Annotated in this window: 29 protein-coding genes and 1 tRNA gene; 15 read left to right on the forward strand and 15 right to left on the reverse strand. The window is 58.1% G+C overall.

From position 1 onward, the window contains the following. The 6 genes from COA65_09505 to COA65_09530 all read right to left on the reverse strand — a co-directional run. The coding region (locus COA65_09505; protein PCJ57410.1) for a capsular biosynthesis protein at nt 1–403 on the reverse strand (403 nt) is incomplete at its 3' end. Continuing rightward, nucleotides 400–1,569: a hypothetical protein gene (locus COA65_09510; GenBank protein ID PCJ57411.1), complete on the reverse strand. Its 1,170-nt coding sequence runs from the start codon at nt 1,567–1,569 to the stop codon at nt 400–402. The genes COA65_09510 and COA65_09505, both read right to left, overlap by 4 nt. Nucleotides 1,570–1,592: 23 nt before the next feature. Then, nucleotides 1,593–2,153: a polysaccharide biosynthesis protein gene (locus COA65_09515; protein PCJ57412.1), complete on the reverse strand. Its 561-nt coding sequence runs from the start codon at nt 2,151–2,153 to the stop codon at nt 1,593–1,595. Nucleotides 2,154–2,236: 83 nt separating this feature from the next. After that, nucleotides 2,237–3,574 carry a hypothetical protein gene (locus COA65_09520; GenBank protein PCJ57413.1) on the reverse strand — a complete coding sequence of 446 codons (1,338 nt, stop codon included), beginning with the start codon at nt 3,572–3,574 and terminating at the stop codon, nt 2,237–2,239. Between the two features lie 29 nt (nt 3,575–3,603). Further along, nucleotides 3,604–4,242 carry a hypothetical protein gene (locus COA65_09525; protein ID PCJ57414.1) on the reverse strand — a complete coding sequence of 213 codons (639 nt, stop codon included), beginning with the start codon at nt 4,240–4,242 and terminating at the stop codon, nt 3,604–3,606. Nucleotides 4,243–4,509: 267 nt separating this feature from the next. Then, a tRNA-Ala gene (locus COA65_09530) sits at nt 4,510–4,585 on the reverse strand. 223 nt (nt 4,586–4,808) lie between these two features. Between COA65_09530 and COA65_09535 the strand changes: the two genes are divergently transcribed. The 4 genes from COA65_09535 to COA65_09550 are packed head-to-tail and all read left to right on the forward strand — an operon-like array spanning nt 4,809 to nt 6,992. After that, nucleotides 4,809–5,087 carry a hypothetical protein gene (locus COA65_09535; protein PCJ57415.1) on the forward strand — a complete coding sequence of 93 codons (279 nt, stop codon included), beginning with the start codon at nt 4,809–4,811 and terminating at the stop codon, nt 5,085–5,087. Next, complete coding sequence (locus COA65_09540; GenBank protein ID PCJ57416.1) at nt 5,080–5,418, forward strand: hypothetical protein; 339 nt, start codon at nt 5,080–5,082, stop codon at nt 5,416–5,418. The genes COA65_09535 and COA65_09540 overlap by 8 nt, the downstream gene beginning before the upstream one ends. Continuing rightward, entirely contained in the window at nt 5,411–6,298 is an 888-nt protein-coding gene (locus tag COA65_09545) for a bifunctional methylenetetrahydrofolate dehydrogenase/methenyltetrahydrofolate cyclohydrolase FolD (protein PCJ57417.1), read from the forward strand. Before COA65_09540 ends, COA65_09545 begins: the two co-directional genes overlap by 8 nt. A gap of 10 nt (nt 6,299–6,308) precedes the next feature. After that, nucleotides 6,309–6,992 carry an NnrU family protein gene (locus COA65_09550; GenBank protein PCJ57418.1) on the forward strand — a complete coding sequence of 228 codons (684 nt, stop codon included), beginning with the start codon at nt 6,309–6,311 and terminating at the stop codon, nt 6,990–6,992. An 8-nt stretch (nt 6,993–7,000) separates the two neighbouring features. Here COA65_09550 and COA65_09555 read toward each other — a convergent pair whose 3' ends face one another. The 3 genes from COA65_09555 to COA65_09565 form a co-directional block, all read right to left on the reverse strand. Then, nucleotides 7,001–8,209, reverse strand: coding sequence for an argininosuccinate synthase (locus COA65_09555; GenBank protein ID PCJ57419.1), 1,209 nt, complete (start codon nt 8,207–8,209; stop codon nt 7,001–7,003). Beyond that, nucleotides 8,202–9,368 (reverse strand): 23S rRNA (adenine(2503)-C(2))-methyltransferase RlmN, encoded by a 1,167-nt coding sequence (gene rlmN, locus COA65_09560; GenBank protein ID PCJ57420.1) that lies wholly within the window; start codon nt 9,366–9,368, stop codon nt 8,202–8,204. The genes COA65_09555 and rlmN overlap by 8 nt, the downstream gene beginning before the upstream one ends. A gap of 89 nt (nt 9,369–9,457) precedes the next feature. Then, on the reverse strand, nt 9,458–10,156 hold the full coding sequence (locus COA65_09565; GenBank protein ID PCJ57421.1) for a hypothetical protein: 699 nt from the start codon (nt 10,154–10,156) through the stop codon (nt 9,458–9,460). Nucleotides 10,157–10,181: 25 nt separating this feature from the next. Between COA65_09565 and COA65_09570 the strand changes: the two genes are divergently transcribed. The 3 genes from COA65_09570 (at nt 10,182) to COA65_09580 (ending at nt 12,626) form a co-directional block, all read left to right on the forward strand. Continuing rightward, the gene (locus COA65_09570; protein ID PCJ57422.1) at nt 10,182–11,165 is read left to right on the forward strand and encodes a zinc-binding dehydrogenase; all 984 of its coding nucleotides are present in this window, start codon (nt 10,182–10,184) and stop codon (nt 11,163–11,165) included. Between the two features lie 90 nt (nt 11,166–11,255). Continuing rightward, complete coding sequence (locus tag COA65_09575; GenBank protein PCJ57436.1) at nt 11,256–11,972, forward strand: succinyl-CoA--3-ketoacid-CoA transferase; 717 nt, start codon at nt 11,256–11,258, stop codon at nt 11,970–11,972. Nucleotides 11,973–11,984: 12 nt separating this feature from the next. After that, a complete protein-coding gene (locus tag COA65_09580; GenBank protein ID PCJ57423.1) occupies nt 11,985–12,626 on the forward strand; it encodes a succinyl-CoA--3-ketoacid-CoA transferase in 642 nt (213 codons plus the stop codon). A 21-nt stretch (nt 12,627–12,647) separates the two neighbouring features. Here COA65_09580 and COA65_09585 read toward each other — a convergent pair whose 3' ends face one another. Further along, the gene (locus COA65_09585; GenBank protein PCJ57424.1) at nt 12,648–12,947 is read right to left on the reverse strand and encodes a hypothetical protein; all 300 of its coding nucleotides are present in this window, start codon (nt 12,945–12,947) and stop codon (nt 12,648–12,650) included. 115 nt (nt 12,948–13,062) lie between these two features. Here COA65_09585 and COA65_09590 point away from each other — a divergent pair, with 115 nt between their 5' ends. Beyond that, nucleotides 13,063–14,076: a hypothetical protein gene (locus tag COA65_09590; protein PCJ57425.1), complete on the forward strand. Its 1,014-nt coding sequence runs from the start codon at nt 13,063–13,065 to the stop codon at nt 14,074–14,076. 35 nt (nt 14,077–14,111) lie between these two features. Here COA65_09590 and COA65_09595 read toward each other — a convergent pair whose 3' ends face one another. Further along, the gene (locus COA65_09595) at nt 14,112–14,414 is read right to left on the reverse strand and encodes a 4a-hydroxytetrahydrobiopterin dehydratase (protein PCJ57426.1); all 303 of its coding nucleotides are present in this window, start codon (nt 14,412–14,414) and stop codon (nt 14,112–14,114) included. 178 nt (nt 14,415–14,592) lie between these two features. On the opposite strand from COA65_09595, the gene COA65_09600 reads away from it, so the two are divergent. Next, nucleotides 14,593–15,054 carry a phosphotyrosine protein phosphatase gene (locus COA65_09600; protein ID PCJ57427.1) on the forward strand — a complete coding sequence of 154 codons (462 nt, stop codon included), beginning with the start codon at nt 14,593–14,595 and terminating at the stop codon, nt 15,052–15,054. Here the strand turns inward: COA65_09600 and COA65_09605 are convergent. Both COA65_09605 and COA65_09610 read right to left on the reverse strand, forming a co-directional pair. After that, nucleotides 15,034–15,609 carry an RNA 2',3'-cyclic phosphodiesterase gene (locus COA65_09605; GenBank protein PCJ57428.1) on the reverse strand — a complete coding sequence of 192 codons (576 nt, stop codon included), beginning with the start codon at nt 15,607–15,609 and terminating at the stop codon, nt 15,034–15,036. The genes COA65_09600 and COA65_09605 overlap by 21 nt on opposite strands. A gap of 30 nt (nt 15,610–15,639) precedes the next feature. Further along, nucleotides 15,640–16,674, reverse strand: a complete 1,035-nt coding sequence (locus COA65_09610) for an NADP(H)-dependent aldo-keto reductase (GenBank protein ID PCJ57429.1) — start codon at nt 16,672–16,674, stop codon at nt 15,640–15,642. 227 nt (nt 16,675–16,901) lie between these two features. Here COA65_09610 and COA65_09615 point away from each other — a divergent pair, with 227 nt between their 5' ends. Continuing rightward, nucleotides 16,902–17,552 (forward strand): carbonate dehydratase, encoded by a 651-nt coding sequence (locus COA65_09615; protein ID PCJ57437.1) that lies wholly within the window; start codon nt 16,902–16,904, stop codon nt 17,550–17,552. 10 nt (nt 17,553–17,562) lie between these two features. Here the strand turns inward: COA65_09615 and arsC are convergent, their stop codons facing one another. Next, the gene (arsC, locus tag COA65_09620; GenBank protein ID PCJ57430.1) at nt 17,563–17,904 is read right to left on the reverse strand and encodes an arsenate reductase (glutaredoxin); all 342 of its coding nucleotides are present in this window, start codon (nt 17,902–17,904) and stop codon (nt 17,563–17,565) included. Here arsC and COA65_09625 point away from each other — a divergent pair. Beyond that, a complete protein-coding gene (locus COA65_09625) occupies nt 17,903–20,221 on the forward strand; it encodes a Mechanosensitive ion channel protein (GenBank protein ID PCJ57431.1) in 2,319 nt (772 codons plus the stop codon). The two genes, arsC and COA65_09625, sit on opposite strands and share 2 nt — an antisense overlap. A gap of 33 nt (nt 20,222–20,254) precedes the next feature. On the opposite strand, the gene COA65_09630 is transcribed toward COA65_09625, so the two are convergent. Continuing rightward, complete coding sequence (locus COA65_09630; GenBank protein PCJ57438.1) at nt 20,255–20,854, reverse strand: regulator; 600 nt, start codon at nt 20,852–20,854, stop codon at nt 20,255–20,257. A gap of 113 nt (nt 20,855–20,967) precedes the next feature. On the opposite strand from COA65_09630, the gene COA65_09635 reads away from it, so the two are divergent. The 4 genes from COA65_09635 to COA65_09650 all read left to right on the forward strand — a co-directional run. Continuing rightward, complete coding sequence (locus COA65_09635; GenBank protein PCJ57432.1) at nt 20,968–21,759, forward strand: multidrug ABC transporter permease; 792 nt, start codon at nt 20,968–20,970, stop codon at nt 21,757–21,759. Between the two features lie 139 nt (nt 21,760–21,898). Continuing rightward, complete coding sequence (locus tag COA65_09640; GenBank protein ID PCJ57433.1) at nt 21,899–23,098, forward strand: acetylornithine transaminase; 1,200 nt, start codon at nt 21,899–21,901, stop codon at nt 23,096–23,098. After that, a complete protein-coding gene (argF, locus tag COA65_09645) occupies nt 23,095–23,997 on the forward strand; it encodes an ornithine carbamoyltransferase (GenBank protein ID PCJ57434.1) in 903 nt (300 codons plus the stop codon). The genes COA65_09640 and argF overlap by 4 nt, the downstream gene beginning before the upstream one ends. After that, the coding region (locus COA65_09650; GenBank protein PCJ57435.1) for a hypothetical protein at nt 23,985–24,333 on the forward strand (349 nt) is incomplete at its 3' end. The genes argF and COA65_09650, both read left to right, overlap by 13 nt.

The raw sequence follows: 24,333 nt of genomic DNA on the forward strand, positions 1-24,333 counted from the left end.
GTCGTTCCAACACATAGTCTTCGGGTGTGTTTTCGCTCATCCGGCGACTGGACAACAGCGGCAACAGACCGAGCGTGGCAATTTCGAACATGCTTTCGATTTGTTCGGAACTGCGAAAACCGGTGTCCAGTCGCTCCATGACAAAGGCCACGCCGATGCCCATGAAAATGGAAATCACAAATGCGACAATAAAAACAAGCTGCATATTCGGGAAGGCGGGCGTTATCGGAATGTCGGCACGCGAGATGATGCGCGCGTCCGGCTGCTGAATACCTTCTTGTCCGGTGGTTTCTTTAAGCCGTGACAAAAATGTATCAAACAATATGCGGTTCGAATCCGCCTCACGCTCCAGAACGCGCAAACGGACTGCCGCACTATTCGCACCTGCAGCCTCTACCTTCAACTCGTTAAGATTTCTGCCAAGGGCCTTCTCCCGCGCGAATGAGATTCAACCTCATTGCGAAGGCCCCCGACGATTTTATTGACCTCCATTGCAATCTTCGCCCGCAAATCCTTGGTCTCTGCGCGAACATTGATCATACGCGGATGACGCACCCCATATTCACTTGCCAGCTCGGCTGCCCGGCGTTGCACTTCTGCTTCCTGCTCGCGCAGCCTCTGAATTAAGGGAGAGGAAAGCACTTCAGACGCCGACTCGACGCCTCCAGGCAAGCCAACAAGCGTTTCGACCTGCTGAAGCCGTGCCTCCGATTCGGCACGATGCGCGCGGGCAAGAATAAGTTGCGTATTAATCTCGGATATCTGCTGCGAGGTAACCGTCATGTCCGTGCCGCGGACGAGGCCCGTTTTCTCACGAAAATATTCAACAGCGCGTTCCGATGCCTCCACTGTTTTGCGTAAATCCGCGACACGTTCGTTCAACCATGCGGTCCCACGCCTTGTCGCCTCGAACTTTGCCTCCAGCTGCTCGAACAGATAGAGATCGGCATAGACATTCACAATCTGCGCCGCTTTTTTCGGGGTTTTCGTCGTAAGCGTTATATTGATGACACGAGAGAGACGTTCTCGTGTCACGCTCAGGTGATCCAACAGGGCATCCACAACGCCCATTCGCTCGCGTGTGAAGCGTTCTTCCTCATCAAGGGCGTCGTTTAACGTTCCAAAGACAGAGTCCATCCATGTCTGCAACAGGCCGGGCGCGGTCAAGGACGGATTGAATTCAGCGTCTCGCATTAACCCAAGCTTATCGATCACTTTATGGGCCATGCTTCGAGACGCAATCACCTGAATTTCGTTTTGAACGGTTTCACTGTCCATGCCAAGGCCCGACATGAACCCCTCAACATCAACGACGCGAGAGCGTTGGCTGTCGATCATGACTTTTACGGTTGCGGAATAGCGGGGTGTGATCTGGAAGGCGACAAGCGTCGCCAGAAGCGTGACGAGCACAATCGTAGAAAGAATCTCCAGCTTCCGCCGCCATAACTGGCGCCCAAGCTCGACGAGTTCCGGCTTCTCCAGAGGGCTTCGAATGGTGCCGCCCGTCGCACTGGCACGGGGCTGCGGCTGGCCGGTCACGTTGTTCTTCCTGGGTGTGGAATTATTCATAGACCCTTGCTCAACCCCCAGGCTTAAAAGAAGCGCTCAGGGATCTTGATGATGTCACCCGGAAACACGGTCGTCTCCTCGCGCGCGGGCCCTTCTTTTTTTCCTTCCGGTCCGGTCCGGATGATCAGCATATTGTCCTCGCGCGCACGGTAAGTATAGCCGCCAGCCAATGCCACCGCCTGCATAACCGTCATTCCGTTTACGTAGGGGTAACTTCCAGGCTCCTTTACCTCGCCAAGAATATAGAACGGTCGATAGTTCATGACCTGGACACTGACGCGTGGATCAAGCAGATAATCCGGTCGAAGCGTATCGCGGATGGCCGCCTCGGCATCCCCAATCGCAAGCCCACCTAACAAGATATTCCCAACCAGCGGAAACGACACGTTGCCCCCGCCATCGATGTCGAATTCCCCGGAAAGATCTTTATGCCCAAAGACGGTTACGTAAATTTTGTCCCCGCTGCCCAACCTATATTGCAACTCCGCTTCCGTCCCGCCAAAAACGACTGTCGAAAACAGCGTCGCAGCAACAGCAAACAAGACCGCCACAAAACGAGCTCGAAGCAAAGCCGCGTTTTTCATGAAAACCTTCCGCTGCTAACTATTATCTGGGTTGGACTTTTTCAGGACAGAGAGCTTAAGGCATCTACCGCGCCGTTTGCCCACTATAACTGGACCCGGCCACGAAGGATTATCCGGTTCTGCGTGAAGTCCGAACCCGCCGCGTCAGAACTCCGATTCTCAAGCTCATAGGTCAATCCGAGCCGGGCATAACGGCTCATCAGATATTCGCCCCCAAGCGAGAAATTCGTGTAATCGTCCGTTCGCCCAATTCCCTCATATTTCCAGGATGCGAAGCGAATCGCGCCGTGCAGCAGAAAATTACGACGTAACTCATGATCAATATTGACGCCGACGGTCGTACTAAAATAACCGGACGCGCTACCTATGGTCGTTTCCTCGATCGACCGGGTGACGAAAGGATTGATCGTGGTTAACGTGGTCGGATTCCAAAAAATCGAGCCGCCGATCACCAACCCATCTATTTTTTTCAAGGCGGCGTCGTCATATTTTTGCTGGGTATAACCGATATAGACGTCGCCAAAGGTTATGCCGCCAAAGTCGATGGCAGTCCCCACGACGGCTTCAAAGCCGTCCGAATCGCGGTTGAACCCGTTGTCATCCAGATTGGCGTCGTAGTCCCGCTGGTTATAGGTGAACCGGACAAAGGCTTCGTATTTATCCGGAACAATCATATAGCCAAGACGGGATCCAACTGAAAATTCGTCCCGGTCGCGGTCATCGTTGTTAACGGTGCTGCCAGATGACGTGCGAACGTCGTCATAATCGAGCTGACTTGCCTTGAACAAGGGCTCAATCGACACCCGATTGAAGCGGTGTAAAAAGCTGCCGCCAAACTCCATGCGCGTATATTCGCCCGGTTCAACCCCGTTCGCATCATCCGGCGAACCGCGATCCTCATGATTTTGAGAGAAGCCAGCATCAACCTGAAAATAAGTGTCCCGCCGAATATCAACACGCCCATCGGCAGAAAAATTATAGTCGGTGTAATTCTCATCGTCATTGTCGGCATAAAAAGCCGTCTCCGCACCCGCCAAAAAATTAAGCGCATGACGACTCCATTGCGAATTGACGGAAAGAGCCGGCTTTAACGATAAAATATAGTCATCGACCGTCCCATTATCGGCCTTGAAAATATTGTCGTCGAAGGCCTCTTCCAGATCCAGGGTCGGGAAAAGCATAAAGCCGCTCGCACGCATGCCCTTCGCATCCAGTTCCGGTCGCGCGCGATCCTGAACCGTTTCGCCGGAAGACAAATATTGTGCAGAGGCTTCCCCCAGACCAAATGAGAAGACAAGCCCAAAGGCCAACGCCGCCGACATGGGCAAACGCATGGGCAAACGCACCGAACGAAGGCAGCGGGAAAACGAACAAAATGCGGTCGGCGTTTTCCATTTCCAAATTGGTTTTTCCAAAATCAACCCTGCCCTCGTTTTTGTTTTTTATAAGCCTAAAGTTGCGGGTTCGTCGCCACGGTTTGGGCGGGGTTCTCCGCCGTATCCTCACCCGATGCAAGCAGATCGTCCCCACCTGCACCGCCATCTCCGCCACCCGTGCCACCTGCCGGCTGAACGTTCGCCAATTGCTGGACCGAAGCCGTCTTTGTCGCGGATGGAATCTGCGGATCGTTGCCCACATCGGCGACAACCTGGGCAAAATTCACACCCGATGTGTTTTGCACCGCGCTGAGAATCTGATTCGCCGCATTCGGCGCGCCGCGTAAACCACCGGTGGCGATCGCACCGCCACGACTGGGCGCCAGGGAGGTTGCCAGGCCGGTGAGGGCTGCAGCAAACGCATTGTTGGTGCCTGCACTCGTGCTGACGATGCTCTCAATGGCATTGCTAAGATCAGCATCGCTGCCCAATGCGAGCGCTGCCGTGATCTGGGCCGCCAAACCTACTGGAATCACCTGCATGCTGCCGTCTGGCAACGTAACCGAGTAACTTCCATCCGGATTCAACTGATAATTTGCAGTCGTCGCATCGGCCGCCTGCGCCGTCGCCGCATCGGCCAACAGAAATGGCACGACAAAAAGGGCGGCGAAAAACGCTTTGTTCAGTGTCTTCATGACGTGGATCGTCTTCATGACATTCTCCCTTTTGGGCCTATACCCAACTGGACTCATCCCTGCAAAAAACACCCCCGCACCCAAAATTTCAATGACTGCGAGCGAACATCTCTCCTAACCTATTCAGAAATTTAGCTTAAATTCAAGTAAATTGCCACAGACACAGAATAAGCTCTCCCTATCGGACGGAACAGCCAAAGGCCACGGAACCGGGGCATTTCCGCCACAGCCATTTACAGGCTTAATTTTGCTGAAAAAGCTATGGACCCGGTTTTGTGGGAAAAATGGTGGAGCCGAGGAGGATCGAACTCCTGACCTTCGCATTGCGAACGCGACGCTCTCCCAGCTGAGCTACGGCCCCAAAGAGGCGGGAGTGTGTCCTTTGCCCCTGCCTGCTGTCAACGCTTTCCAGCCAAAACATCCGGCGGGGGAACCCTGGCTGAAATCCCTGCCAATTTCTTAAAAAACCGGTGCCATCCGGGCGCGGCGCAAGGCAACTGGCATGGCTTGCGCAGGGTGGGTCCGAAGGGTAGGGTTCGCGGGCACCATTGCTTCTCCATTTTTTTAAGGCGACCCATTTGCCGATGTATTCCATACTTCTCCTTCTCGATTCCGTCATCACCATCTACATCTGGTTTCTGATTGGTTCGGTGATCCTGAGCTGGCTGGTTTCCTTTAACGTGGTCAATACCAGCAACCGGTTCGTTTCCATGGTCGGTGAATTTCTTTACCGCATTACCGAACCTGTCCTTCGTCCCATCCGGCACTTTCTGCCTTCGCTTGGCGGCATCGACGTCTCGCCGGTGGTTTTAATTCTGGTTCTGGTGTTCCTCCGAAATCTGCTCTTCGAATACCTTGGCTAAGGGCCACCCCTTTTCAGAGCGCGCGGGCGTAACCGGCGTAACCTATGTCGCCGTGCATGTCACACCAAAGGCAAGCCGCACCCGGATCGAGGGCCTGCGCACAGATGCAAAAGGCGAAACTGCCCTAAAAATCGCGGTGACGGCGGCCCCCGATCAGGGCAAAGCGAACGCGGCTATGTGCCGCCTTCTGGCCCGGGAATGGGGCTTGGCAAAGCGACAGATCACCATCGTGCAGGGCGCGAAGGCCCGTCGCAAGCTGTTGCGGCTTTCGGACAATCGCAACGCCCTTGCGCAGCGCCTTGAAGCGTGGCTAAAAACCCATCATGGCTGAAGCAACGATCATCAACGGCAAGGCCTTTGCCGCAAAGTTGCGCGCCGACATCGGGCGCAAGGTAGACGCGCTGAAAAAAAGCGGCGGGCCAACACCCGGCCTCGCTGTCGTTCTTGTCGGCGAAGACCCTGCCAGCCAGATTTACACCCGCAACAAAGCAAAGCAGACGCTCGAAGCCGGCATGGCATCCTTCAAGCACGCCTTGGCCGCTGACACCAGCCAGGCGGATTTACTGGCGCTGGTGGACCGGCTCAACCGCGACCCGGCCGTCCACGGCATCCTCGTGCAATTGCCGCTGCCCCCCCAAATTGACGCGAACGCCGTCCTTGATGCCATCGACCCGGAAAAAGACGTCGATGGCTTTCACACCGTGAACATTGGCCGCCTGGTAACCGGGGGGGTCGGCATGGTTCCGTGCACGCCCCTTGGCTGTCTCATGATGCTGAAAGACACCCTTGGCGATCTGAAGGGCAAACGGGCGCTTGTGCTTGGGCGCTCGAACATCGTCGGCAAGCCGATCGCCTTTCTTCTCCTGCGCGAACATTGCACGGTGACCATTGCGCATTCGCGGACCCTTGACCTGGCCGACGAATGCCGCCGCGCCGATATCCTGATCGCCGCCATCGGCCAGCCGCAGATGGTGCGCGGCGACTGGATCAAGAAAGGCGCCACCGTCATCGATGTTGGCATCAACCGCATTGCCGGCGAGGAAGGAAAAACAAAACTCGTCGGGGACGTTGCTTTCAACGAAGCCGTCACCGTCGCCGGCGCCATCACGCCGGTGCCAGGCGGCGTGGGGCCAATGACAATTGCCTGCCTGTTGCAGAACACCTTTACCGCCGCCTGCCGGCAGAGCGGGCGCGACCCGGAGATTTTTTAGGAGACAGCCGATGACCGCCTTGACCCTCGCCGCCCTGTTTTTTGTTGCCAGCCACGTTCTTCTTTCCAGCACGCCTCTGCGCGGACGCCTTGTCCGGCTTTTCGGAAAAACGGGCTTCCTTACGATTTACGCGCTCGTCTCGGTCCTTTCCCTCGGCTGGCTGATTGTCACCTTCTTCGACGCGCCGCGCGACGTCTTCTGGGAAGACCCCCTTTGGACGCGCGGGGTGCTGATGCTGGCCATGCCGATTGTCAGCGTTCTTCTCGTCACCGGCATGACCGCGAAAAACCCGACGATGGCGGTGGTCGGCAGACTTCTGAAAGCCGACGAAATTCCCGGCATCTTTCGGGTGACGCGCCACCCGGTCATGTGGGCCCTGGCAATCTGGTCGGGCGGACACATGCTGGCAAATGGGGACTCTGCCTCGCTGATTTTCTTCGGCGCGTTCCTGACGCTTTCTTTCGCCGGGCCCTTCCTGATCGAACGCAAGAAGCGCGCGGAAGAGGGAAGCGCCTGGGAATCTTTCGCCGAGCAAAGCTCGATCCTCCCCTTCGCGGCAATTATCCAGGGCCGCACGAACGTAACCCTGGCCGAGATTGGCTGGGGGAAAATTCTATCCGGGCTGTTGCTTTACGCGGCCCTTATGCTTAGCCATCAATGGCTTTCCGGCGTGGCGTTGGTGCAATTTTCGTAGGCGGCAGCCTAGTTCCGCTTTGCCGCCGCCAGGCGAAGGCGTAGCGCATTTAGCTTGATGAACCCTTCCGCATCACGCTGATCGTACACATCGTCCGCCTCAAACGTCGCAATTTCGGGATCGTACAGGCTCAGCGGCGACTTTCTGCCGACGACGCTTGCCGAACCCTTGTAAAGTTTCAGACGCACATCACCGGTGACGTTCTTCTGGCTTTCGTCAATCAGGGCCTGAATCATTTCGCGTTCGGGCGAGAACCAAAAGCCGTTATAGACAAGCTCGGCATAGCGCGGCATCAGTTCGTCCTTCAAGTGGGATGCGCCCCGATCAAGAGTCAGGCTTTCCATTGCCCGATGCGCGGCAATCAAAATCGTGCCGCCCGGCGTCTCGTAAACACCCCGCGACTTCATGCCAACGAAACGGTTTTCAACAATGTCGATCCGTCCGATTCCATGAGCGCCAGCAAGGACGTTTAGCCGTTCCAGCAACGCCGCCGGGCTGAATGCTTCGCCATCGACGGCAACAGGATCGCCGGCCATAAAGGCAATTTCGACATAAACGGGTTTGTCCGGCGCGACCTCTGGTGCAACCGTGCGCGTGAACATGCTTTCCTCGGCTTCAACCCAGGGATCTTCCAGCACCTTTCCTTCGTAGGAAATGTGCAGCAAATTCGCATCCATTGAATAGGGCGGCTCGCCTTTCTTGTCCGTCTGAACGGCAATGCCGTGACCTTCCGCATATTCAACAAGTTTCGTCCGGGAATCCAAATCCCATTCCCGCCAGGGCGCGATGACCTGGATGTCCGGGTTGAGCGCGTAATAAGCCAACTCAAACCGCACCTGGTCGTTGCCCTTGCCCGTTGCCCCATGGACGACGGCATCGGCCCCTGTCCTGGCGGCAATCGCGATCTGGCGCTTGGCGATCAGAGGCCGGGCGATCGACGTGCCAAGCAGGTAGACGCCTTCATAAAGCGCGTTCGCCCGGAACATCGGAAACACATAGTCGCGAACAAATTCTTCCCGCAAATCCTCGATAAAAATTTCCTGAACACCCGCAGCTTCCGCTTTTGCCTTCGCTTCGGCAAGCTCGTCTCCCTGGCCCAGATCCGCCGTAAACGTCACAACCTCGCAACCGTAATTCTCTTTCAGCCAGTGCAGGATGACGGCGGTATCCAAGCCGCCGGAATAAGCAAGAACCGCCTTTTTTATCTTCCTAGTCATCGCGCATGTCCCTTTCCCGAACGTCGGCCTGAATCTTGTTTCTGCCCTTGGGCTTCCGCTGGCTTTCCGATTTTAACTGGCCGCAAGCGGCCGAGATATCCTGCCCCCTGGGGGTGCGCACCGGCGAAGCATAGCCCGCCCGGTTTACGACGTCTGCAAAGGCCGCAATGGCCTCAGCGTCGGCACATTCATACGCCACCCCCGGCCATGAATTGAAGGGAATTAAATTGACCTTGGCCGGAATGCCCTCAATTAATTTGACCAGGCGATGCGCGTCGGCAAGTGAATCATTTACCCCCTTCAGCATGGCATATTCAAACGTAATGCGCCGCGAATTTGCCGCTCGTGGATACGAACGGCACGCCGCCAGCAGTTCCGCCAACGGGTATTTCCGGTTCAGCGGCACAAGCTCGTCGCGCACCGCATCCGTCGTGGCGTGAAGGGAAATCGCGAGGTTTACATCCAGATCCAAGCCAACGCGTTCAATCATCGGCACGACACCGGCCGTAGACAGCGTAATTCGCCGCTTCGACAACGCAATCCCTTCCGGGTCCGTCAGGATGCGAATGGCCGTGGCGACGTTCTCATAATTGTACAGCGGTTCGCCCATCCCCATAAAGACGACGTTGGAAATGCGCCTTGCCTCTGTCGGCGCAGGCCATTCTTCAAAATGATCTCTGGCGAGCAACATCTGGCCGACAATTTCACCCGGCGAGAGGTTGCGGACCAGTTTCTGGGTGCCGGTGTGACAGAACCGGCAATTGAGCGTGCAGCCAATTTGAGACGAAATGCAAAGCGTGCCGCGACCCGTCTCCGGAATATGGACGGTTTCAATTTCGTCCCCGGAGCCAAGGGCAAGCAGCCATTTCCGCGTGCCATCCTTTGAGACCTGAAGCTGCTTGACCTCCGGTCGGCTTACCCGGTGCGTTTCGCCAAGCCGGGTCCGAAGGCCTTTGTTGAACGTCGTCATGTCGGAAAAGCGCGTCGCACCGCGATAATAGATCCAGTGCCAAAGCTGCTTGACCCGATAGGGCGTTTCACCAAGCGTGCTGAAAAGCTCCCCAAGTTCCTCGCGGCTTAAGCCCACAAAATCGACGCGTTCCGCCGCGCGCGATGGCGGCATTTCTGCCGCCGACCCGATTTCGATTTCACCTTCCATACTTACCTTCTATGCCCGTCGACTATCAGGACCCGTGTGCTGACGGCAAAAATTCTGAAAACGCAACGCATGCCTTCGAAAAACCAACCCTATTCAACGCCACAAGCGAGGCTGATAGCACGCCTTGAAGCCGTAAAGCCTGCAAGCGAATAGCTGTCCGTCGTTTTCGTGCCCCTTTTGGACGTGCCGACGACAACCATACGGCTTCCCTTCTGCATGGCGGCGACGAAAGCCTGATCCATGGCCGCATCCTGGGTCCAGGCCATATCGCCCTCGGTAAAGAGCCGGAACTGCATCTTGGCATCGATGGTGACGACCACCTCGGTCGCGCCCTTAAAGCTGTAGCCTGCCTGAAAGCTCACGACATCCTTGGTTTTCGTGGCCGGGCGATGGGTCACCAGAATAAAGACCTCGCCCCGGCGGGTGTAATCGCCTTTCTCCGTCACCGGCGAAGAGGCGATGTAGCAGACTTTCGCGCCGTCTTCCTTGTAGTAATACGCGTTCCAGTGCTTGAACCCGCCAAGGGATTTAATCGCGTCCGCCCAGGCCGCACCTGGTCCGACCACAGCTGACAAGGCCAGGCCTGAAAAAAGAAGGGCCGCTGTTAGAAAAAGGCCAGCGCGACCGCGCGCGCCATGCCACCGTGCCGTCTGCCCACTTCGAAGCGCATCAAGATTTCGCACCGCCTTGCTTCGCATTGCTTTTTTCGCCTCGCCTTTCTTCGTCGCGCCGCTTCGGGTATGAAAGCACCCTCGGCACCTTGTGCCGGAAGAAGCCGTGCATGTCATACGAGATCGGACCGGGAAAACCAAGATGCAAGCCATCCTTTGCCGGCAATGGGGCCCGCCAGAGGCCCTGCGCCTCGAAGAAATAGCGCCGCCGGCGTTGCCCCCTACGGGGGTGCGCATTCGCGTGGCGGCGGCGGGAGTAAATTTTGCCGATTTGCTGATGATCGCCGGCAAATATCAGAAAAAGCCTCCCTTCCCCTTCACGCCAGGCCTTGAGATTGCCGGCACCGTCGTGGAATGTGGCAAAGCTGTGCAGGGATTTTCCAAAGGCCAGCGAGTCATGGCCGTCGTCGGCCATGGCGGGTTTGCCGAAGAGGCGGTCGCCGAGGCCACCGCCGTTTTTCCGATTCCCGACCGGATGGATTTCACCGTTGCGGCTGGATTTCCCGTCGCCTACGGCACGTCCCACGGTGCGCTTGCCTGGCGGGCGGCGCTGCAACCGGGCGAAACGCTGTTGGTCCATGGCGCTGCGGGCGGCGTCGGCCTGACCGCCGTCGAAATCGGCAAGACGATGGGCGCGCGCGTCATCGCCACCGCCAGCACCGCAGAAAAGCTGGAGCTTGCCATCGCCCACGACGCCGATGACGGCATCAATTCGCGCACAGAAGACATTCGCACGCGCGTCAAGGAACTGACCGATGGCCGGGGGGCCGACGTCGTATACGACCCCGTTGGCGGCGCGATTTTCGACGCCTCTCTGCGCGCCACCGCCTGGGGCGGGCGCATCCTTGTGATCGGTTTTGCCAGCGGCGACGTGCCACAGATTCCAGCCAATGTGCTGCTTGTCAAAAACGTCACCGTTCACGGCTATGTCTGGGGAAGCTACGTCACACGCACCCCAGCGCGCGTGCAGGCCTCGTTCAAAACCCTGCTTTGCTGGTGGGAGGAAGGCCGACTGAAACCCCATATTTCAAAAACCCTGCCCCTGAAAGCAGCGGGTGAAGCCTTGAATTTACTGAAAACGCGGCGCGCAACCGGCAAGGTCGTTCTGGTTCCAAAGGCCGAATAGGGCGGCCCAAGGGCGGCGTTGACAGAGTTGCGCACGCGACCTATCAACATAAAGAACACGGGCAAACCCTACGCGAAGGAAAGAACGACGATGCCTTCGAAGGTCTATCCAGACGCGAAAGCGGCCCTCGACGGGCTTCTTTTCGACGACATGACGATCCTGGCCGGCGGCTTTGGCCTCTGCGGCATTCCGGAATCCCTGATCGTCGCGATCCGGGATTCGGGCGTGAAAGGGCTGACCGTCGTCAGCAACAATTGCGGGGTCGATGGTTTTGGCCTCGGCATCCTTCTGGAAACCCGCCAGATTCGCAAAATGGTTTCTTCCTATGTCGGCGAAAACAAACTGTTTGAGAAGCTGTACCTGAACGGCGAGCTGGAACTTGAATTTGCCCCCCAGGGCACCTTGGCCGAACGTATCCGCGCCGGCGGCGCTGGCATCCCTGCCTTTTTCACAAAAACCGGCTTTGGCACAATCATCGCCGAGGGCAAGGAAACGCGCGAATTCGACGGCGAAAATTATGTCATGGAAAGAGGCATTTTCGGCGATCTGGCCATCGTCAAAGCCTGGACAGGAGACAGCGAAGGCAATCTCCTCTACCGCAAGACGGCGCGCAATTTTAATCCGATGATGGCGACGGCAGCCACGGCCTGCGTTGCCGAAGTTGAACACCTTGTCACGCCATCTGAACTCGACCCGGACCAGATCCACACGCCCGGCATTTTCGTTCAGCGAATTCTGAAAGGCGCGCATTTCGAAAAACGGATCGAACGGCGAACGACGCGGTCCCGTCCGGAAACCACGGCTTAAAGGAGAAGACAGATGCCCTGGTCACGCGATGAAATGGCCCAACGCGCCGCGAAGGAACTCCAAGACGGCTATTACGTCAATCTTGGAATCGGCATGCCAACACTGGTGGCAAATTTCATTCCGAAAGACGTCATGGTCACCCTGCAAAGCGAGAACGGCATGCTTGGCATGGGCCCCTTCCCCTATGAGGGCGAGGAAGACCCGGACCTTATCAACGCCGGAAAACAGACGATCACGGAACTTGAAAGCAGCAGCTATTTCGACAGCGCGGCGTCCTTCGGCATGATTCGCGGCGGCCATATCGACCTTTCGATTCTAGGCGCCATGCAGGTTGCCGAGAACGGTGATCTGGCCAACTGGATGATCCCGGGCAAGATGGTGAAGGGCATGGGGGGCGCAATGGACCTTGTCGCCGGCGTAAAGAAAGTCGTCGTCATGATGGATCACAATGCCAAGGACGGCGCGCCGAAGCTGTTGAAGCGCTGCGCCCTGCCGCTGACAGGCGCGTATGTTGTCAACATGGTGATTACCAATCTTGGCGTCTTCCGCATTGAAAAAGACGGCATGACGCTTGCCGAGCTTGCGCCGGAAATTAGCGTCGAAGAAATCCGCAAGCGGACGGAAGCCTCTTTTACCCTTGCCGAAGGACTCTAGGCCGCGTCGACAAAAACGCGCCTAGCGCTTCTGGCCAAGCGGGGCCACCCGGAAAGGATGGACTTCGATTTCCTGCCAGACGCCGCCGGTCACGTAAGGGTCAGAGCCAAGCCAGGCATCCAGTTCCTCACGGGATGGAAATTCAACCATGCAGCAGGAACCAACCATCCGGCCTTCGTCGTCGAGCACGGCGCCGCCTTCAATCATCTCACCAACGGCATGCATCTTCCTGACACCTTCAAGATGTGCATCGCGCGCCTTCATGCGACGGTCCAGCGCGTCTGCGTCCTTTCCATCTCTGGCGATAATCAGAAATTGCATCAACTTCCCTCCAACTCACACGCCACCAAACCTTTCGCGAAGTATGGCATTTCCGCCTTTCTCTGGCGAGCCTCTGGCATTGCAGCACAACGCCGGGAAAGCGTAAATTGACGCAATGGGAAAAAAATTTGGCCCGATGAAACCCCGCGCACCGCTTTCTTCGGCTGCCCAGGGCGCCCTTTGGATGGTGACGGCGGCTTTTGCCTTCGCCATTCTCATCGGTCTTATCCGCTATATCGCCGAAGAACACGCCACCCATCCTTTCCAGATTGCGTTTTTCCGTAATTTCTTCGGGCTTCTTCTCATGCTGCCCTGGCTTTTCCGCGCCGGGTTCCAGGTTCTCCATACGCAACGCATCGGCCTGCACATGATGCGAAGCCTGATCGGGCTGATCGCGATGCTGACCTGGTTTACGGCCATCACCTGGATGCCCCTTGCCGAGGCCGTCGCCCTAAGCTTCACGGTGCCGCTTTTCGCCACCGCCGCCGCCCCTTTTTTTCTTGGTGAGAGCGTCGGCTGGCGGCGGTGGAGCGCAACCCTGGTCGGCTTCCTTGGCGCCATGTTGCTGCTCAGACCCGGCAGCGCCATGCTCACACCCGCCGCCGGGCTTGTCCTTTTTTCGGCTGCGATGATGGCCGTTTCCGTCATTCTGATCAAAACCCTGTCGCGGACCGAGACGCCGAATGTGACGGTAACCTACATGCTGCTTTTCCTGACGCCGCTTTCGCTTGTTCCGGCGCTGTTCGTCTGGGAAATGCCGCTGCTATCGGAATTGCCGGTCTTGATTGCCCTTGGCGTCACCGCCACCCTTGCCCATCTGGCAATGACGCGCGCCTTTTCTGCAACCGACGTAACCGCCATCCTGCCCTTCGATTATCTGCGCCTTCCCTTTGTCGCGCTGATCGGCTTTTTCGCCTTTGGGCAAGTGCCCGATATCTGGACATGGGTTGGCGGCGGCGTGATCGCGCTGGCTGCCATTTACATTGCGGAACGTGAATCACGGCTTCGGCGGACGGCCATCACGCCAGCTTCGGTCGCGGCGGTCGAAGGGGCAGGCCCGGCAGCAATCAAGCCGCCTACAGACAGCCATATTGCTTGCGAACGGAAAAACAACGCGAAAACCGATTAAAGCGTCAGCCCCCTATCCCTGAACACGCACCCGAATTATTGCTCGCGCGATGGTGCAATTTCGTCAATGAGGCGGGCAAGGTCGATGTCCTTTTGCGTCAACCCGCCGACATCGTGGGTGCTTAAAATAATTTCAACCCGGTTATAGACGTTGAGCCATTCCGGGTGATGGTCGAACTTCTCCGAAAAAAAGGCGACCCGCGTCATGAAGGCGAACGCTTCGGCAAAATCTGCGAAATGATAAACCTTGCGGATTGCGTCGCGTTCTTCGTGCTCGATCCAGCCATGAATTTCGTGAAGGGCCGTCGTCCGGTCCATGCCAACAAGTTTTTCTGACATCTCTCTTGCCTCCTTTTTTTACAAGGCTTCCCCATCAAGATGGCGCGAGCAACCACGAAGATCAAGGAATCGCGCAGAAAGAATTGCCGCCTTCGCCATGCTGGCGGCATACTGATGCAATCCAGAATGGGCGACACCAGAATGGGAGACAGACGTGATCCGCGTTCTTTTCGTCTGCATGGGCAACATCTGCCGTTCGCCAACGGCAGAGGGCATCTTCCGTGCCATGGTTGAAGCTGCCGGGCTTCAAGAAAAAATCGCCATCGATTCCGCCGGAACCCATGGCTATCACATAGGCGAGCCGCCGGACCCGCGCGCGTGCGATGCCGCCACCGCGCGCAGCATCGCCATCGGCCATCTGCGCGCCCGCAAGGTCAAAAAACGTGACTTTGAGACGTTCGACTACGTCCTGGCGATGGATCGTCAAAACCACGCACTCTTGGCCAACGCCTGCCCGCCGCAACGAACAGACCGGCTGCATCTTTTTCTGAGCTTTGCAGAAAACAGCGCAACCGCCGACGTCCCCGACCCCTATTACGGAGGCCTTGACGGTTTCGATCGCGTGCTTGACCTCATCGAAGCCGGCGCGGCAGGCCTGCTGGTGGAAATTCAGACAACACTAAAGCGCGGCGGCACTTGACGGAAAATCGGCCAATGGATACTCGGCTTCCACCCGGTAGGTTGGCCCGCCAGGGGATAGCTTGCTTGAATAAAGCGTGAAATTCCGAACCGGAAACGCTTCGACGCAAAACGCTTCCTGCATCGCCAGAAAATCCGCCACCGCGCACGCCGGCACATCGCGCAGACGGGCAAAGGTGACATGGGGGACAAACTTACGGCCCTCAGGCACAAGGCCTGTCCGTGTGGTGGCCGAACTGATGGCTACGCTGATCCTTTTTTGCAAGGACATCAGCGCCGGGTTGGGTTCCACCCCTACCCATATCTGGCGTGGCGCGCGCCGGGTGGCGAAAAAGCCAAGACCGCGCAAGTGCATCGGAAAACCGTCCGCGTAAATTTCACGCAACGCATCGTGGACATCATCTGCCGTTGCTTCGTCCACGTCGCCAATGAAGCGAAGCGTGAGATGAAAATTTTCCGACCGGACCCAGCGGGCATTCGCCAGACCGGTGCAAAGCGCGCCAAGACGCGCACGTGCTGCCGAAGGCAATTCAAGACCCACAAACAAACGCCGCATGACCTGCCTGCTTCCTTACGGATTTGTTCCTTACGGACTGGGGTTCGGATTCTGGCTGTGGATGGCATCAATGGCCTGGAGCACCTCCGAAGACAAGGACATGGCAGCGCTTGCAAGATTGCTTTGCAACTGCGCCATCGTCGTCGCCCCGACAATCGCACTGGTCACAAAAGGCCGACCGATCACGTAAGCAAGTGCCATCTGCGCCGGGTCCAGCCCGTGGCCCTCGGCGAGGCGCACATAGGCCTCCGTCGCCGCCTGGGCACGAAGGTTCGAATAGCGGGTAAACTCTGAAAAAAGCGTCAGCCTTGCCCCTGCCGGTTTCCGGCCATCAAGGTATTTGCCGGAAAGCACGCCGAAGGCCAATGGCGAATACGCCAGCAAGCCGCAATCTTCGCGGATCGCAATTTCCGCCAGCCCTACTTCGAAGCTCCGGTTCAGAAGATTGAACGGGTTTTGGATGCTTGCCATGCGCGCCCATCCCTTCATTTCGGCAAGATGAAGATAGCGCATGGCCCCCCATGGCGTTTCGTTGGATATACCGATGGCGCGAATTTTTCCGGCGCGCACAAGACCCTCAAGCACCGCCAGGGTTTCCTCAAGGGGCACGGACTCTTCTTCAACATGGCTGTACCCAAGGGTGCCGAAAATATTCGTGCTGCGATCCGGCCAGTGCAATTGGTAGAGATCGATGTAATCCGTACGCAAGCGACGCAGGCTGGCATCAATGGCGGCTTCGATGTTGCTGCGATCGAGGCAATGTTTTCCGCCGCGAATGTAGGAAAACCGTGACTGACCAACAACTTTTGTGGCCAGAACAACCTTGTCCCGGTTCTTCCGCGCCTTCAGCCAATTGCCGATATAGGTTTCCGTCCGGCCGCAAGTCTCGGCGCGCGGCAGGATCGGATACATCTCCGCCGTGTCGATAAAATTGACGCCCCGGTCCAGGGCCAGGTCAAGCTGGGCGTGAGCCTCGCTTTCCGTGTTCTGCTCGCCCCAAGTCATCGTACCGAGGCAAATGCAGCTTACCTGAATGTCCGAACGCCCGAGCTTCCGCTTTTCCACACCAGCCTCCTCTGCCAGCCAAAATGGCTGAACCAAACCCTATGCGGCATCACCGCTTGCGCGTGACCATAGCTTGCAAGACGCCACCTTGCGAGATGCCGTGCAACAAGGCGAAGATGGGCGGTGATGGATTTTTTCCAGTCCCCGGCCAATTTGTGGCAATTTCGCAAGGACGGGGGCCAGCCTGCTATCGAGAAGCTGGACGAGGCAAACGGAAACGAGCGGCCATGCATGACAACAATCTGGAATATCTACTGAAAAAGAACCAGGCTTGGGCGGCCTCCAGAATTGAGGCGGATCCAGACTTTTTTACGCGGCTCTGCAAGGCACAGGCCCCCAAATACCTTTGGATCGGGTGTTCGGACAGCCGGGTTTCCGCCAATGAGATCACCGGCTTGCGGCCCGGTGAAATGTTTGTCCATCGCAACATCGCCAATGTCGTCCCGCACAGCGATTTAAACTGCCTCGCCGTCATCCAGTTCGCGGTTGAAGTCCTCAACGTCAAACACATCATCGTCACCGGACATTACGGGTGCGGCGGCATCCTGGCTGCAATGCAGGACAAGGATCATGGCCAGATCGGGAATTGGCTGGCCCACATCAAGGACGTTTACCGCCAGCATTACGAAGAGATATCGAACCTTGATGGCCCGGAAGCCCAGGCCAACCGCCTGTGTGAGCTGAACGTCGCCGCCCAGGTTCACAACGTCGCCAAAACCTCCATCGTCCAGAACGCCTGGCGGCACGGCAAGGACGTGCAGGTCCATGGCTGGATCTACAGCCTGAAAAACGGCGTCCTGCAGGATTTAAAGGTTGGCATCAGCGCGATCGGGCAATTGCATCCGGCCTACCGAATAACCGGTGAAGAAAGCGAATAAATGCCGGTTTTCAGATAATTTCGAGGACGTTTTCCGGGGGGCGGCCAATGGCAGCGCGGTTGTTGGCAACGACGATGGGCCGCTCGATCAGTTTTGGGAATTTTGCCATGGCGGCGATCAGGCCGTCCGCATCCAGATTAAGGTCCGCAATTGCTTTATACTCCGCCTCGTTTTTCCGGATCAGCGCTTCTGGAGCAAGCTTCAGAAGATGCAGCAACCGTCGGATCTCTGCCGCCGTGGGTGGCGTCTTCAGGTAGTCGATGACGACGGGCTGGATGCCGCGTTCCTGCAGAAGCGCCAAGGTAGTGCGTGATTTACTACATCGCGGATTGTGATAAATTGTAACGGACATGGTTTTTCCTTTGGTTTTCCCCAATTGTAACGCGATCCAAAGCGCCGTGCGACGGTTTCTGCGCGGCGCGCGCCCAGGCATCGCCGCCGCCACCCTGCTGCTGGCCTTAAGCGTTGCCGCGCCGGGGGTTGTAGCGCAAACGGTCACACCACAAGTGGTCGCGCCGCACGCAGCGGCGTCCCTGTTGCAAACGCTCGAAGACACCAAATCGCGCGAACGCCTGCTGGAACATCTACGCGTTCTTGCCGCGACATCAAAGAATGCCGCTGCGGACGCCCCGAAGGAAAGCCTTGGCGCACGGGTTGCGGACCTTCTGATTACGCGCATTCAAGCCGTCGGCGCCGATCTTCAGGGAGCGATCGCCGTTCTGGCCGACGCGCCAAAGCTGTGGGACTGGGTGCGGACCCAGGCGACGGACGCAACCGCACGCAAGCGCTGGCTGGACGTGTTGCTGTGGCTTATTCCCGTGCTTGGTGCCGGCTTTGCCGCCGAATGGCTGTCACGCGCGTTGCTTGCCCGCCCGCGCGCCGCCGTTGAAGATCGCGTAACGGAAAACGCCGCCCTTCGCGTCACCCTGCTTGGTGTGCGAAGCGTGCTCGACCTTCTCCCGATTGCCGCCTTTGCAGCCGGTGCCTATGGCGCGCTTCCCTTGACCGGCGCGGAAGGTAAGGTGCGCCTTGTTGTCATGATCCTGATTAATGCCAATTTGCTGTCGCGCGCCATCCTTGCTGCGGCACGCATGCTGCTTGTGCCCTATGTCAGCTCGCTTCGTCTTCTGCCCCTAAGCGATGGCACGGCGCGCTATGCCTATGTCTGGGTCCGGCGCTTCTCGAATTTCGCCGTCTATAGCTTCTTCGCCCTGGCAGCCGCCCTGCAACTTGGGCTGGCACCGGCAGGCCATGCCGGCCTGGCCAAGGCCGCGGGCCTTGTGCTGGCGACCCTCGCCGTCATTTTCATCCTCCAGAACCGGCGCGGCGTTGCCGATTGGCTACGCGGGGATGGCAAGGTGCAGGGAGCCAAAAACCTGGCTTTCCGTGGTCTTCGCAACCGCTTTGCCGATGTCTGGCAGGTGCTGGCCATCCTTTACGTGCTTGTCGCGTTCGGCATCTGGGCGCTTGAGATCGAGGGCGGCTTTGCCTTCGTTCTGCGCGCGACACTCCTTTCCGCCGGCATTCTGCTGACGGCATGGGGATTGCTGGCGACGCTGCACCGTCTGATCGACCGCAGCTTTCGGGTCAGCCCGGCCTTGAAAGCCGGCACGCCCGGCCTTGAAGAACGCGCCAACCGCTATTTTTCCGTGCTGCATTCCGTCGCCCGTTACGCCGTCGTCATCGTGGCGGCAGCAGCCTTGCTTGAATCCTGGGGTGGCGGCGCGCTCGCATGGATGACCAGCGAGCTTGGCCAGCGCATGATCGCATCACTGCTAACGATTGGCCTTGTGGTCTTTGGCTCCATTCTGCTTGCAGAACTTGTTACGTCTTTTGTCGAACGCAAGCTGGCGCAGTCCGAAAGCAAGACCGGGTCGGCGAAGGCCCGGGCAAAAACACTGCTGCCTCTTTTCCGAATGACCGTGATCGTCATTGTCACAATCGTCGCGACAATGATCGTTCTTTCCGAGCTTGGGCTCGACATTGCGCCGCTGATCGCCGGCGCCGGCGTCATCGGCCTTGCCGTCGGCTTTGGTGCCCAAACCCTCGTCAAGGACATCATCACCGGGCTGTTCATCCTGCTGGAAGATCAAATCGCCGTCGGTGACGTTGTGCGGATCGGCAACCATGCCGGCCTTGTCGAAGGGCTGTCGATCCGAACCATTCGCCTGCGCGACCTTGGCGGCAACGTCCATACCATCCCCTTCAGTTCCGTCGATACCGTCCTCAACATGACGAAGGATTTTTCATACGCCCTGTTCGAAATCGGCGTTTCCTATCGCGAAGACATCGATGCCATAACCCCGGTACTAGAAGAAATCGGCGCCGAAATGCAGGCCGAGGCCGTCTTCGCCGAAAAAATTCTAGCCCCCATCGAAGTGCTTGGGCTTGACCGTTTCGATGATTCGGCGGTCATCATCAAGGCGCGCATAAAGACCGAGCCGCTGCAGCAATGGGGCGTGGGGCGCGAGTTCAACCGCCGCATGAAACGCCGCTTCGACGAACTTGGAATTGAAATTCCCTTCCCCCACCGCACGATCTATCAGGGTGAGGCAACGCCCGTCTTCAAGGGACTTGGGCGCGCGCCAAAAGCCCCGCCCCCGGCAAAGCCGGGCCGAAAGGGCGGCGGGCGCGGCGACGAAGATGGCGGCGACGGCGGCGACTACTAAACCACCCGACGTTTTGGCCGCCTCGGACAAGTTTTACCGTTCGGACAATTCTTTTAGCGCCGCGACGCTTTCTGCCTGCAGCATTTTTTTGGCAAGTTCATAGGAAAAACCCGCCCGTCCAAGGGCGGCGAGGTCGCGATCAAAATAGTCACCCCGGACCGCCTCGGCGCGATACGGCCCCAGACGGCGGCGACGCACATAGGTTGCCGCCGCCGCAAGATCGGGATTGGCACCGTCTTCGCAAAGGCCTTCAAGGGCCGCCGCGATCACGTCTTTGGGCACACCTTTTTCCCAAAGCTTTGCCTGAATGCCACGGACCGCCATCCCGTGCCGGTGAAACCGCACCACCTTCGTCTCAGCATAGCGACGGTCATCCAGAAGGCCTGAACGCCGATAGCGAACGATTAAATCGTCGACAAGTTTTTCGCCTTCGGAAATTTCCGTCCCGTGAAAACTGGCGGAGCGGCGAACTTTGTTCATCAGCACGCGGCGAAAATTGGCAACCGACGATGCGTAACGCTCAAGATAAAAAAGACCGGCGTTCTCAAGATAGCTGGGCGTGATGCGGCGCGGACCACGGGCGGGCTTTTCGGCTTTGCCGACCGGCTTTTTGTTTTTCGGGCCCAACGTCATCGCCAAACCATGCCACGCAGGGATCGGGATCGCCAGCCGCTTGCGGGAAACACCATTCCTTTCTAAGCTTGGGCTGAATTTTACCCGCCCCCACACGAAATGGCGCAGCAAGCATGCCCTTTGAAATGCATTTTTCCGGACCCGTAAACTGGCTTGGGCTGAAGACGCTTTACACCCGTGAGACTCAGCGTTTTCTCAAGGTTTACGCACAGACGATCCTTGCGCCCACCGTCACGGCGCTGATTTTCTTTGCGATCTTCACCCTTGCCCTGGGACGAGGGGACGAGGTGACAAGCGGGCTTCCCTTCGCCGTCTTTCTTGCCCCCGGCCTGGTCATGATGTCGGTCATCCAGAACGCGTTTGCCAACACGTCTTCCTCGCTGATGATCGCCAAGATCCAGGGCAGCCTTGTCGATACGCTCATGCCGCCCCTAAGCCCGATGGAACTGACCATGGGCTACGCGCTTGGCGGCATGACCCGGGGCATCGTTGTCGGCATCGCCACGACACTGGTCCTTACCCTCTTTGTCGGGCTGCACATCCACAGCTTTTTCTTCATCCTCTTTCACGGCATCGCAGCGGCGCTGGCGCTCTCGCTGCTTGGCACCATTTTCGGCATCTGGGCGGAAAAATTCGACCATATTGCTGCGGTGACAAATTTTATCATCATGCCGCTCTCGTTCCTTTCGGGTACGTTTTATTCCATCGAACGGCTGCCCGGAATCTGGCAATCGCTTGCAAGCGCAAACCCCTTTTTCTACGCCATCAACGGCTTTCGCTATGGCATGACCGGTCATAGCGATGGATCGCTTGGCATCGGCATCGCCGTGCTGAGCCTGATCAATCTGGCCCTGATCCTGATCTGCCACCGGATGTTCAAGACCGGCTACAAGCTGAAACCATAAGGGTGCCAAAGCGACCCAAAAAGCTGGCTTTCCTTCAAGCCTTGCGTTGACAGCGGGCCTGACAGACAAGATACTCCCGGGTTTTCGTAAGCTCAGAAGCGGTTCGGCTCCCAGGCCAGTCGCTCTTGGAGAAGAAAACGTGATTTCTGCAGTCCTGCCAACCTACGCGCCCGCCGATATTGCCTTTGAACGTGGCGAAGGGGTCTACCTCTTTGACACGGACGGACGGCGCTATCTGGATTTTGCCTCCGGCATCGGCGTCGATGCCCTTGGCCATGCGCACCCAAAGCTTGTCCGGGCCCTGCACAAACAGGCGGAAAAGCTGTGGCATTGCGCAAACCTTTACCAGATCCCGGGACAAATTCGACTGGCCGAACGGCTGGTCGCGGCAAGCTTTGCCGACACGGTCTTCTTCTGCAATTCCGGCGCGGAAGCCGTGGAATGCGGCCTGAAAATGGTCCGGCGGTACCACCACGCCAATGACGCCCCTGAACGCTATCGCGTGCTTGCCTTTGAAGGCGCCTTTCACGGTCGCACCCTGGCGGCGCTTGCCGCCGGCGGGCAGGAAAAACATCTCGACGGTTTCGGGCCGGCCATGGACGGCTTCGATCACGTCCCGTTTTTAAACCTGAACGCGCTTCGGGCCGCAATCAAACCAACAACGGCGGCCATTCTTGTCGAACCTGTGCAAGGTGAAAGTGGCATCCGCCCCATCGACGCAGATAATTTGCAACGCTTGCGGGCCATCGCCGATGAATTTGGGCTGCTTCTTTTCTTTGACGAAGTCCAATGCGGCATGGGCCGGACCGGCAAGCTTTTCGCTCATGAATGGGCGGGCATTACGCCCGATATTCTGGCTACCGCAAAAGGGCTTGGCGGCGGCTTTCCCGTCGGTGCCTGCCTGGCGAACGAACGCGCCGCCAGCGGCATGACGCCGGGAAGCCACGGCAGCACATTTGGCGGCAACCCGCTGGCCATGGCAGTGGCCAACGCCGTTCTCGACGAAATTCTGTCGGAAGGCTTTCTCGCCCATGTGCAGCGCAGTGGCGCGGCGCTGAAACAACGGCTTGAAAAAGTTGTGCAGCGCGCACCAACGGTCTTTACGGAAGTCCGGGGCGTCGGCCTGATGGCTGGGCTTAAAGCCGTCCCACCTTGTCGGGATCTTGTCGATCAACTTCGGCGCGAAGGCCTGTTGACCGTCGCTGCCGGAGACGATGTCGTACGCTTTTTGCCGCCCCTCATCATCGAGGACGCACATATTGAAGAAGCGGGCGATATTCTCGACCGCGTTGCGGCAAACCGCATCGCGATGAACCACATCGCAGCAGAGGTCACATGAGCACATCCCGCCACTTCCTTGACCTGCGGCAGTTTGACAGTGCGACCCTGCGCGACATTCTCGGCCGGGCCACCGCCTATAAAAACGGTGGCACCGCGCCCTCGCTTGCAGGCAAAACTCTGGCCCTTGTGTTTGAAAAGCCATCGACGCGCACGCGCATCTCTTTCGAAGTCGGCATGCAATCCCTGGGCGGGAGAACCGTTACCCTTGCCCAGGCGGATTCACAGCTTGGCCGTGGCGAGACGATTGCCGACACCGCAAGGGTGCTGTCGCGCTATGTGGACGTCATCATGCTGCGCACATCGCAGGAGAAAAACCTTCTGGAAATGGCGGAATACGCCACCGTGCCGGTCATCAACGGCTTAACGGACGCAAGCCATCCCTGCCAGTTGATGGCCGACATCATGACCTTTGAAGAGCATCGCGGCGCTATCGGCAAGAAGCGGATTGCCTGGTGCGGGGACGGCAACAACGTCGCCTGCACTTGGATCGAGGCGAGCGTTCTTTTTGATTTCGAGCTGCGCCTCGCCTGTCCGTCCTCGCGGCAGGTTCCAAAATCCATGCTGGACTGGGCGGCAAAATCAGGGGGCAACGTCACCCTTTTCGACAATCCGCTTGCCGCCGCCGACAACGCCGATTGCGTCGTAACGGACACCTGGTTTTCCATGGGAGACGATGCCGACAATGCCGAAACCCGGAAAATGTTCGCCCCCTATCAGGTGAACGACACCGTGATGAACGCGGCAAAACAGAACGCAATTTTCATGCATTGCCTTCCCGCCCATCGCGGCGAGGAGGTGACGGCCTCGATCATCGACGGCGCACAATCCGTCGTCTGGGACGAAGCGGAAAACCGCCTTCACGCACAAAAAGGGATCCTGGCCTGGTGCCTGACGTAAGAAGCCATCGAAAAAGGCCGCTGCGGCGACGGGCCCTTGCCCTGGCCTGCCTGTGCCTTGCCCTGTCGGTCAGCGCTGCCTGCACCACACCACCGCCGGCCACCAACCAGCCCCAACTCACCTACGCCCACCAGGCAACAATCCGCCTCAACGTGGGCGCGATCGAAATCGTGCGCGCGTACGCGCCGCCGATGCGTGCGCCAAACGTCGAACATCTTTTCCCGACCTCCCCCATGAAAACGGCGGAACGATGGGCCACGGACCGGTTGACGGCGGCGGGCGCACCAGGCGGCGCAATTGCCCGTTTCGTGATCCTTGACGCCAGGGTGGTCGAAG

This window comes from Rhodospirillaceae bacterium, assembly GCA_002746255.1.
Lineage (GTDB): Bacteria > Pseudomonadota > Alphaproteobacteria.

Coding starts and splice junctions, on each gene's coding strand:
- COA65_09510 (PCJ57411.1), bottom strand. CDS start 1,569: ATGAATAATTCCACACCCAGGAAGAACAACGTGACCGGCCAGCCGCAG.
- COA65_09515 (PCJ57412.1), bottom strand. CDS start 2,153: ATGAAAAACGCGGCTTTGCTTCGAGCTCGTTTTGTGGCGGTCTTGTTT.
- COA65_09525 (PCJ57414.1), bottom strand. CDS start 4,242: ATGAAGACGATCCACGTCATGAAGACACTGAACAAAGCGTTTTTCGCC.
- COA65_09535 (PCJ57415.1), top strand. CDS start 4,809: ATGTATTCCATACTTCTCCTTCTCGATTCCGTCATCACCATCTACATC.
- COA65_09545 (PCJ57417.1), top strand. CDS start 5,411: ATGGCTGAAGCAACGATCATCAACGGCAAGGCCTTTGCCGCAAAGTTG.
- COA65_09550 (PCJ57418.1), top strand. CDS start 6,309: ATGACCGCCTTGACCCTCGCCGCCCTGTTTTTTGTTGCCAGCCACGTT.
- COA65_09555 (PCJ57419.1), bottom strand. CDS start 8,209: ATGACTAGGAAGATAAAAAAGGCGGTTCTTGCTTATTCCGGCGGCTTG.
- rlmN (PCJ57420.1), bottom strand. CDS start 9,368: ATGGAAGGTGAAATCGAAATCGGGTCGGCGGCAGAAATGCCGCCATCG.
- COA65_09565 (PCJ57421.1), bottom strand. CDS start 10,156: ATGACATGCACGGCTTCTTCCGGCACAAGGTGCCGAGGGTGCTTTCAT.
- COA65_09570 (PCJ57422.1), top strand. CDS start 10,182: ATGCAAGCCATCCTTTGCCGGCAATGGGGCCCGCCAGAGGCCCTGCGC.
- COA65_09575 (PCJ57436.1), top strand. CDS start 11,256: ATGCCTTCGAAGGTCTATCCAGACGCGAAAGCGGCCCTCGACGGGCTT.
- COA65_09580 (PCJ57423.1), top strand. CDS start 11,985: ATGCCCTGGTCACGCGATGAAATGGCCCAACGCGCCGCGAAGGAACTC.
- COA65_09585 (PCJ57424.1), bottom strand. CDS start 12,947: ATGCAATTTCTGATTATCGCCAGAGATGGAAAGGACGCAGACGCGCTG.
- COA65_09590 (PCJ57425.1), top strand. CDS start 13,063: ATGGGAAAAAAATTTGGCCCGATGAAACCCCGCGCACCGCTTTCTTCG.
- COA65_09595 (PCJ57426.1), bottom strand. CDS start 14,414: ATGTCAGAAAAACTTGTTGGCATGGACCGGACGACGGCCCTTCACGAA.
- COA65_09600 (PCJ57427.1), top strand. CDS start 14,593: ATGGGCAACATCTGCCGTTCGCCAACGGCAGAGGGCATCTTCCGTGCC.
- COA65_09605 (PCJ57428.1), bottom strand. CDS start 15,609: ATGCGGCGTTTGTTTGTGGGTCTTGAATTGCCTTCGGCAGCACGTGCG.
- COA65_09615 (PCJ57437.1), top strand. CDS start 16,902: ATGCATGACAACAATCTGGAATATCTACTGAAAAAGAACCAGGCTTGG.
- COA65_09625 (PCJ57431.1), top strand. CDS start 17,903: ATGGTTTTTCCTTTGGTTTTCCCCAATTGTAACGCGATCCAAAGCGCC.
- arsC (PCJ57430.1), bottom strand. CDS start 17,904: ATGTCCGTTACAATTTATCACAATCCGCGATGTAGTAAATCACGCACT.
- COA65_09630 (PCJ57438.1), bottom strand. CDS start 20,854: ATGACGTTGGGCCCGAAAAACAAAAAGCCGGTCGGCAAAGCCGAAAAG.
- COA65_09635 (PCJ57432.1), top strand. CDS start 20,968: ATGCCCTTTGAAATGCATTTTTCCGGACCCGTAAACTGGCTTGGGCTG.
- argF (PCJ57434.1), top strand. CDS start 23,095: ATGAGCACATCCCGCCACTTCCTTGACCTGCGGCAGTTTGACAGTGCG.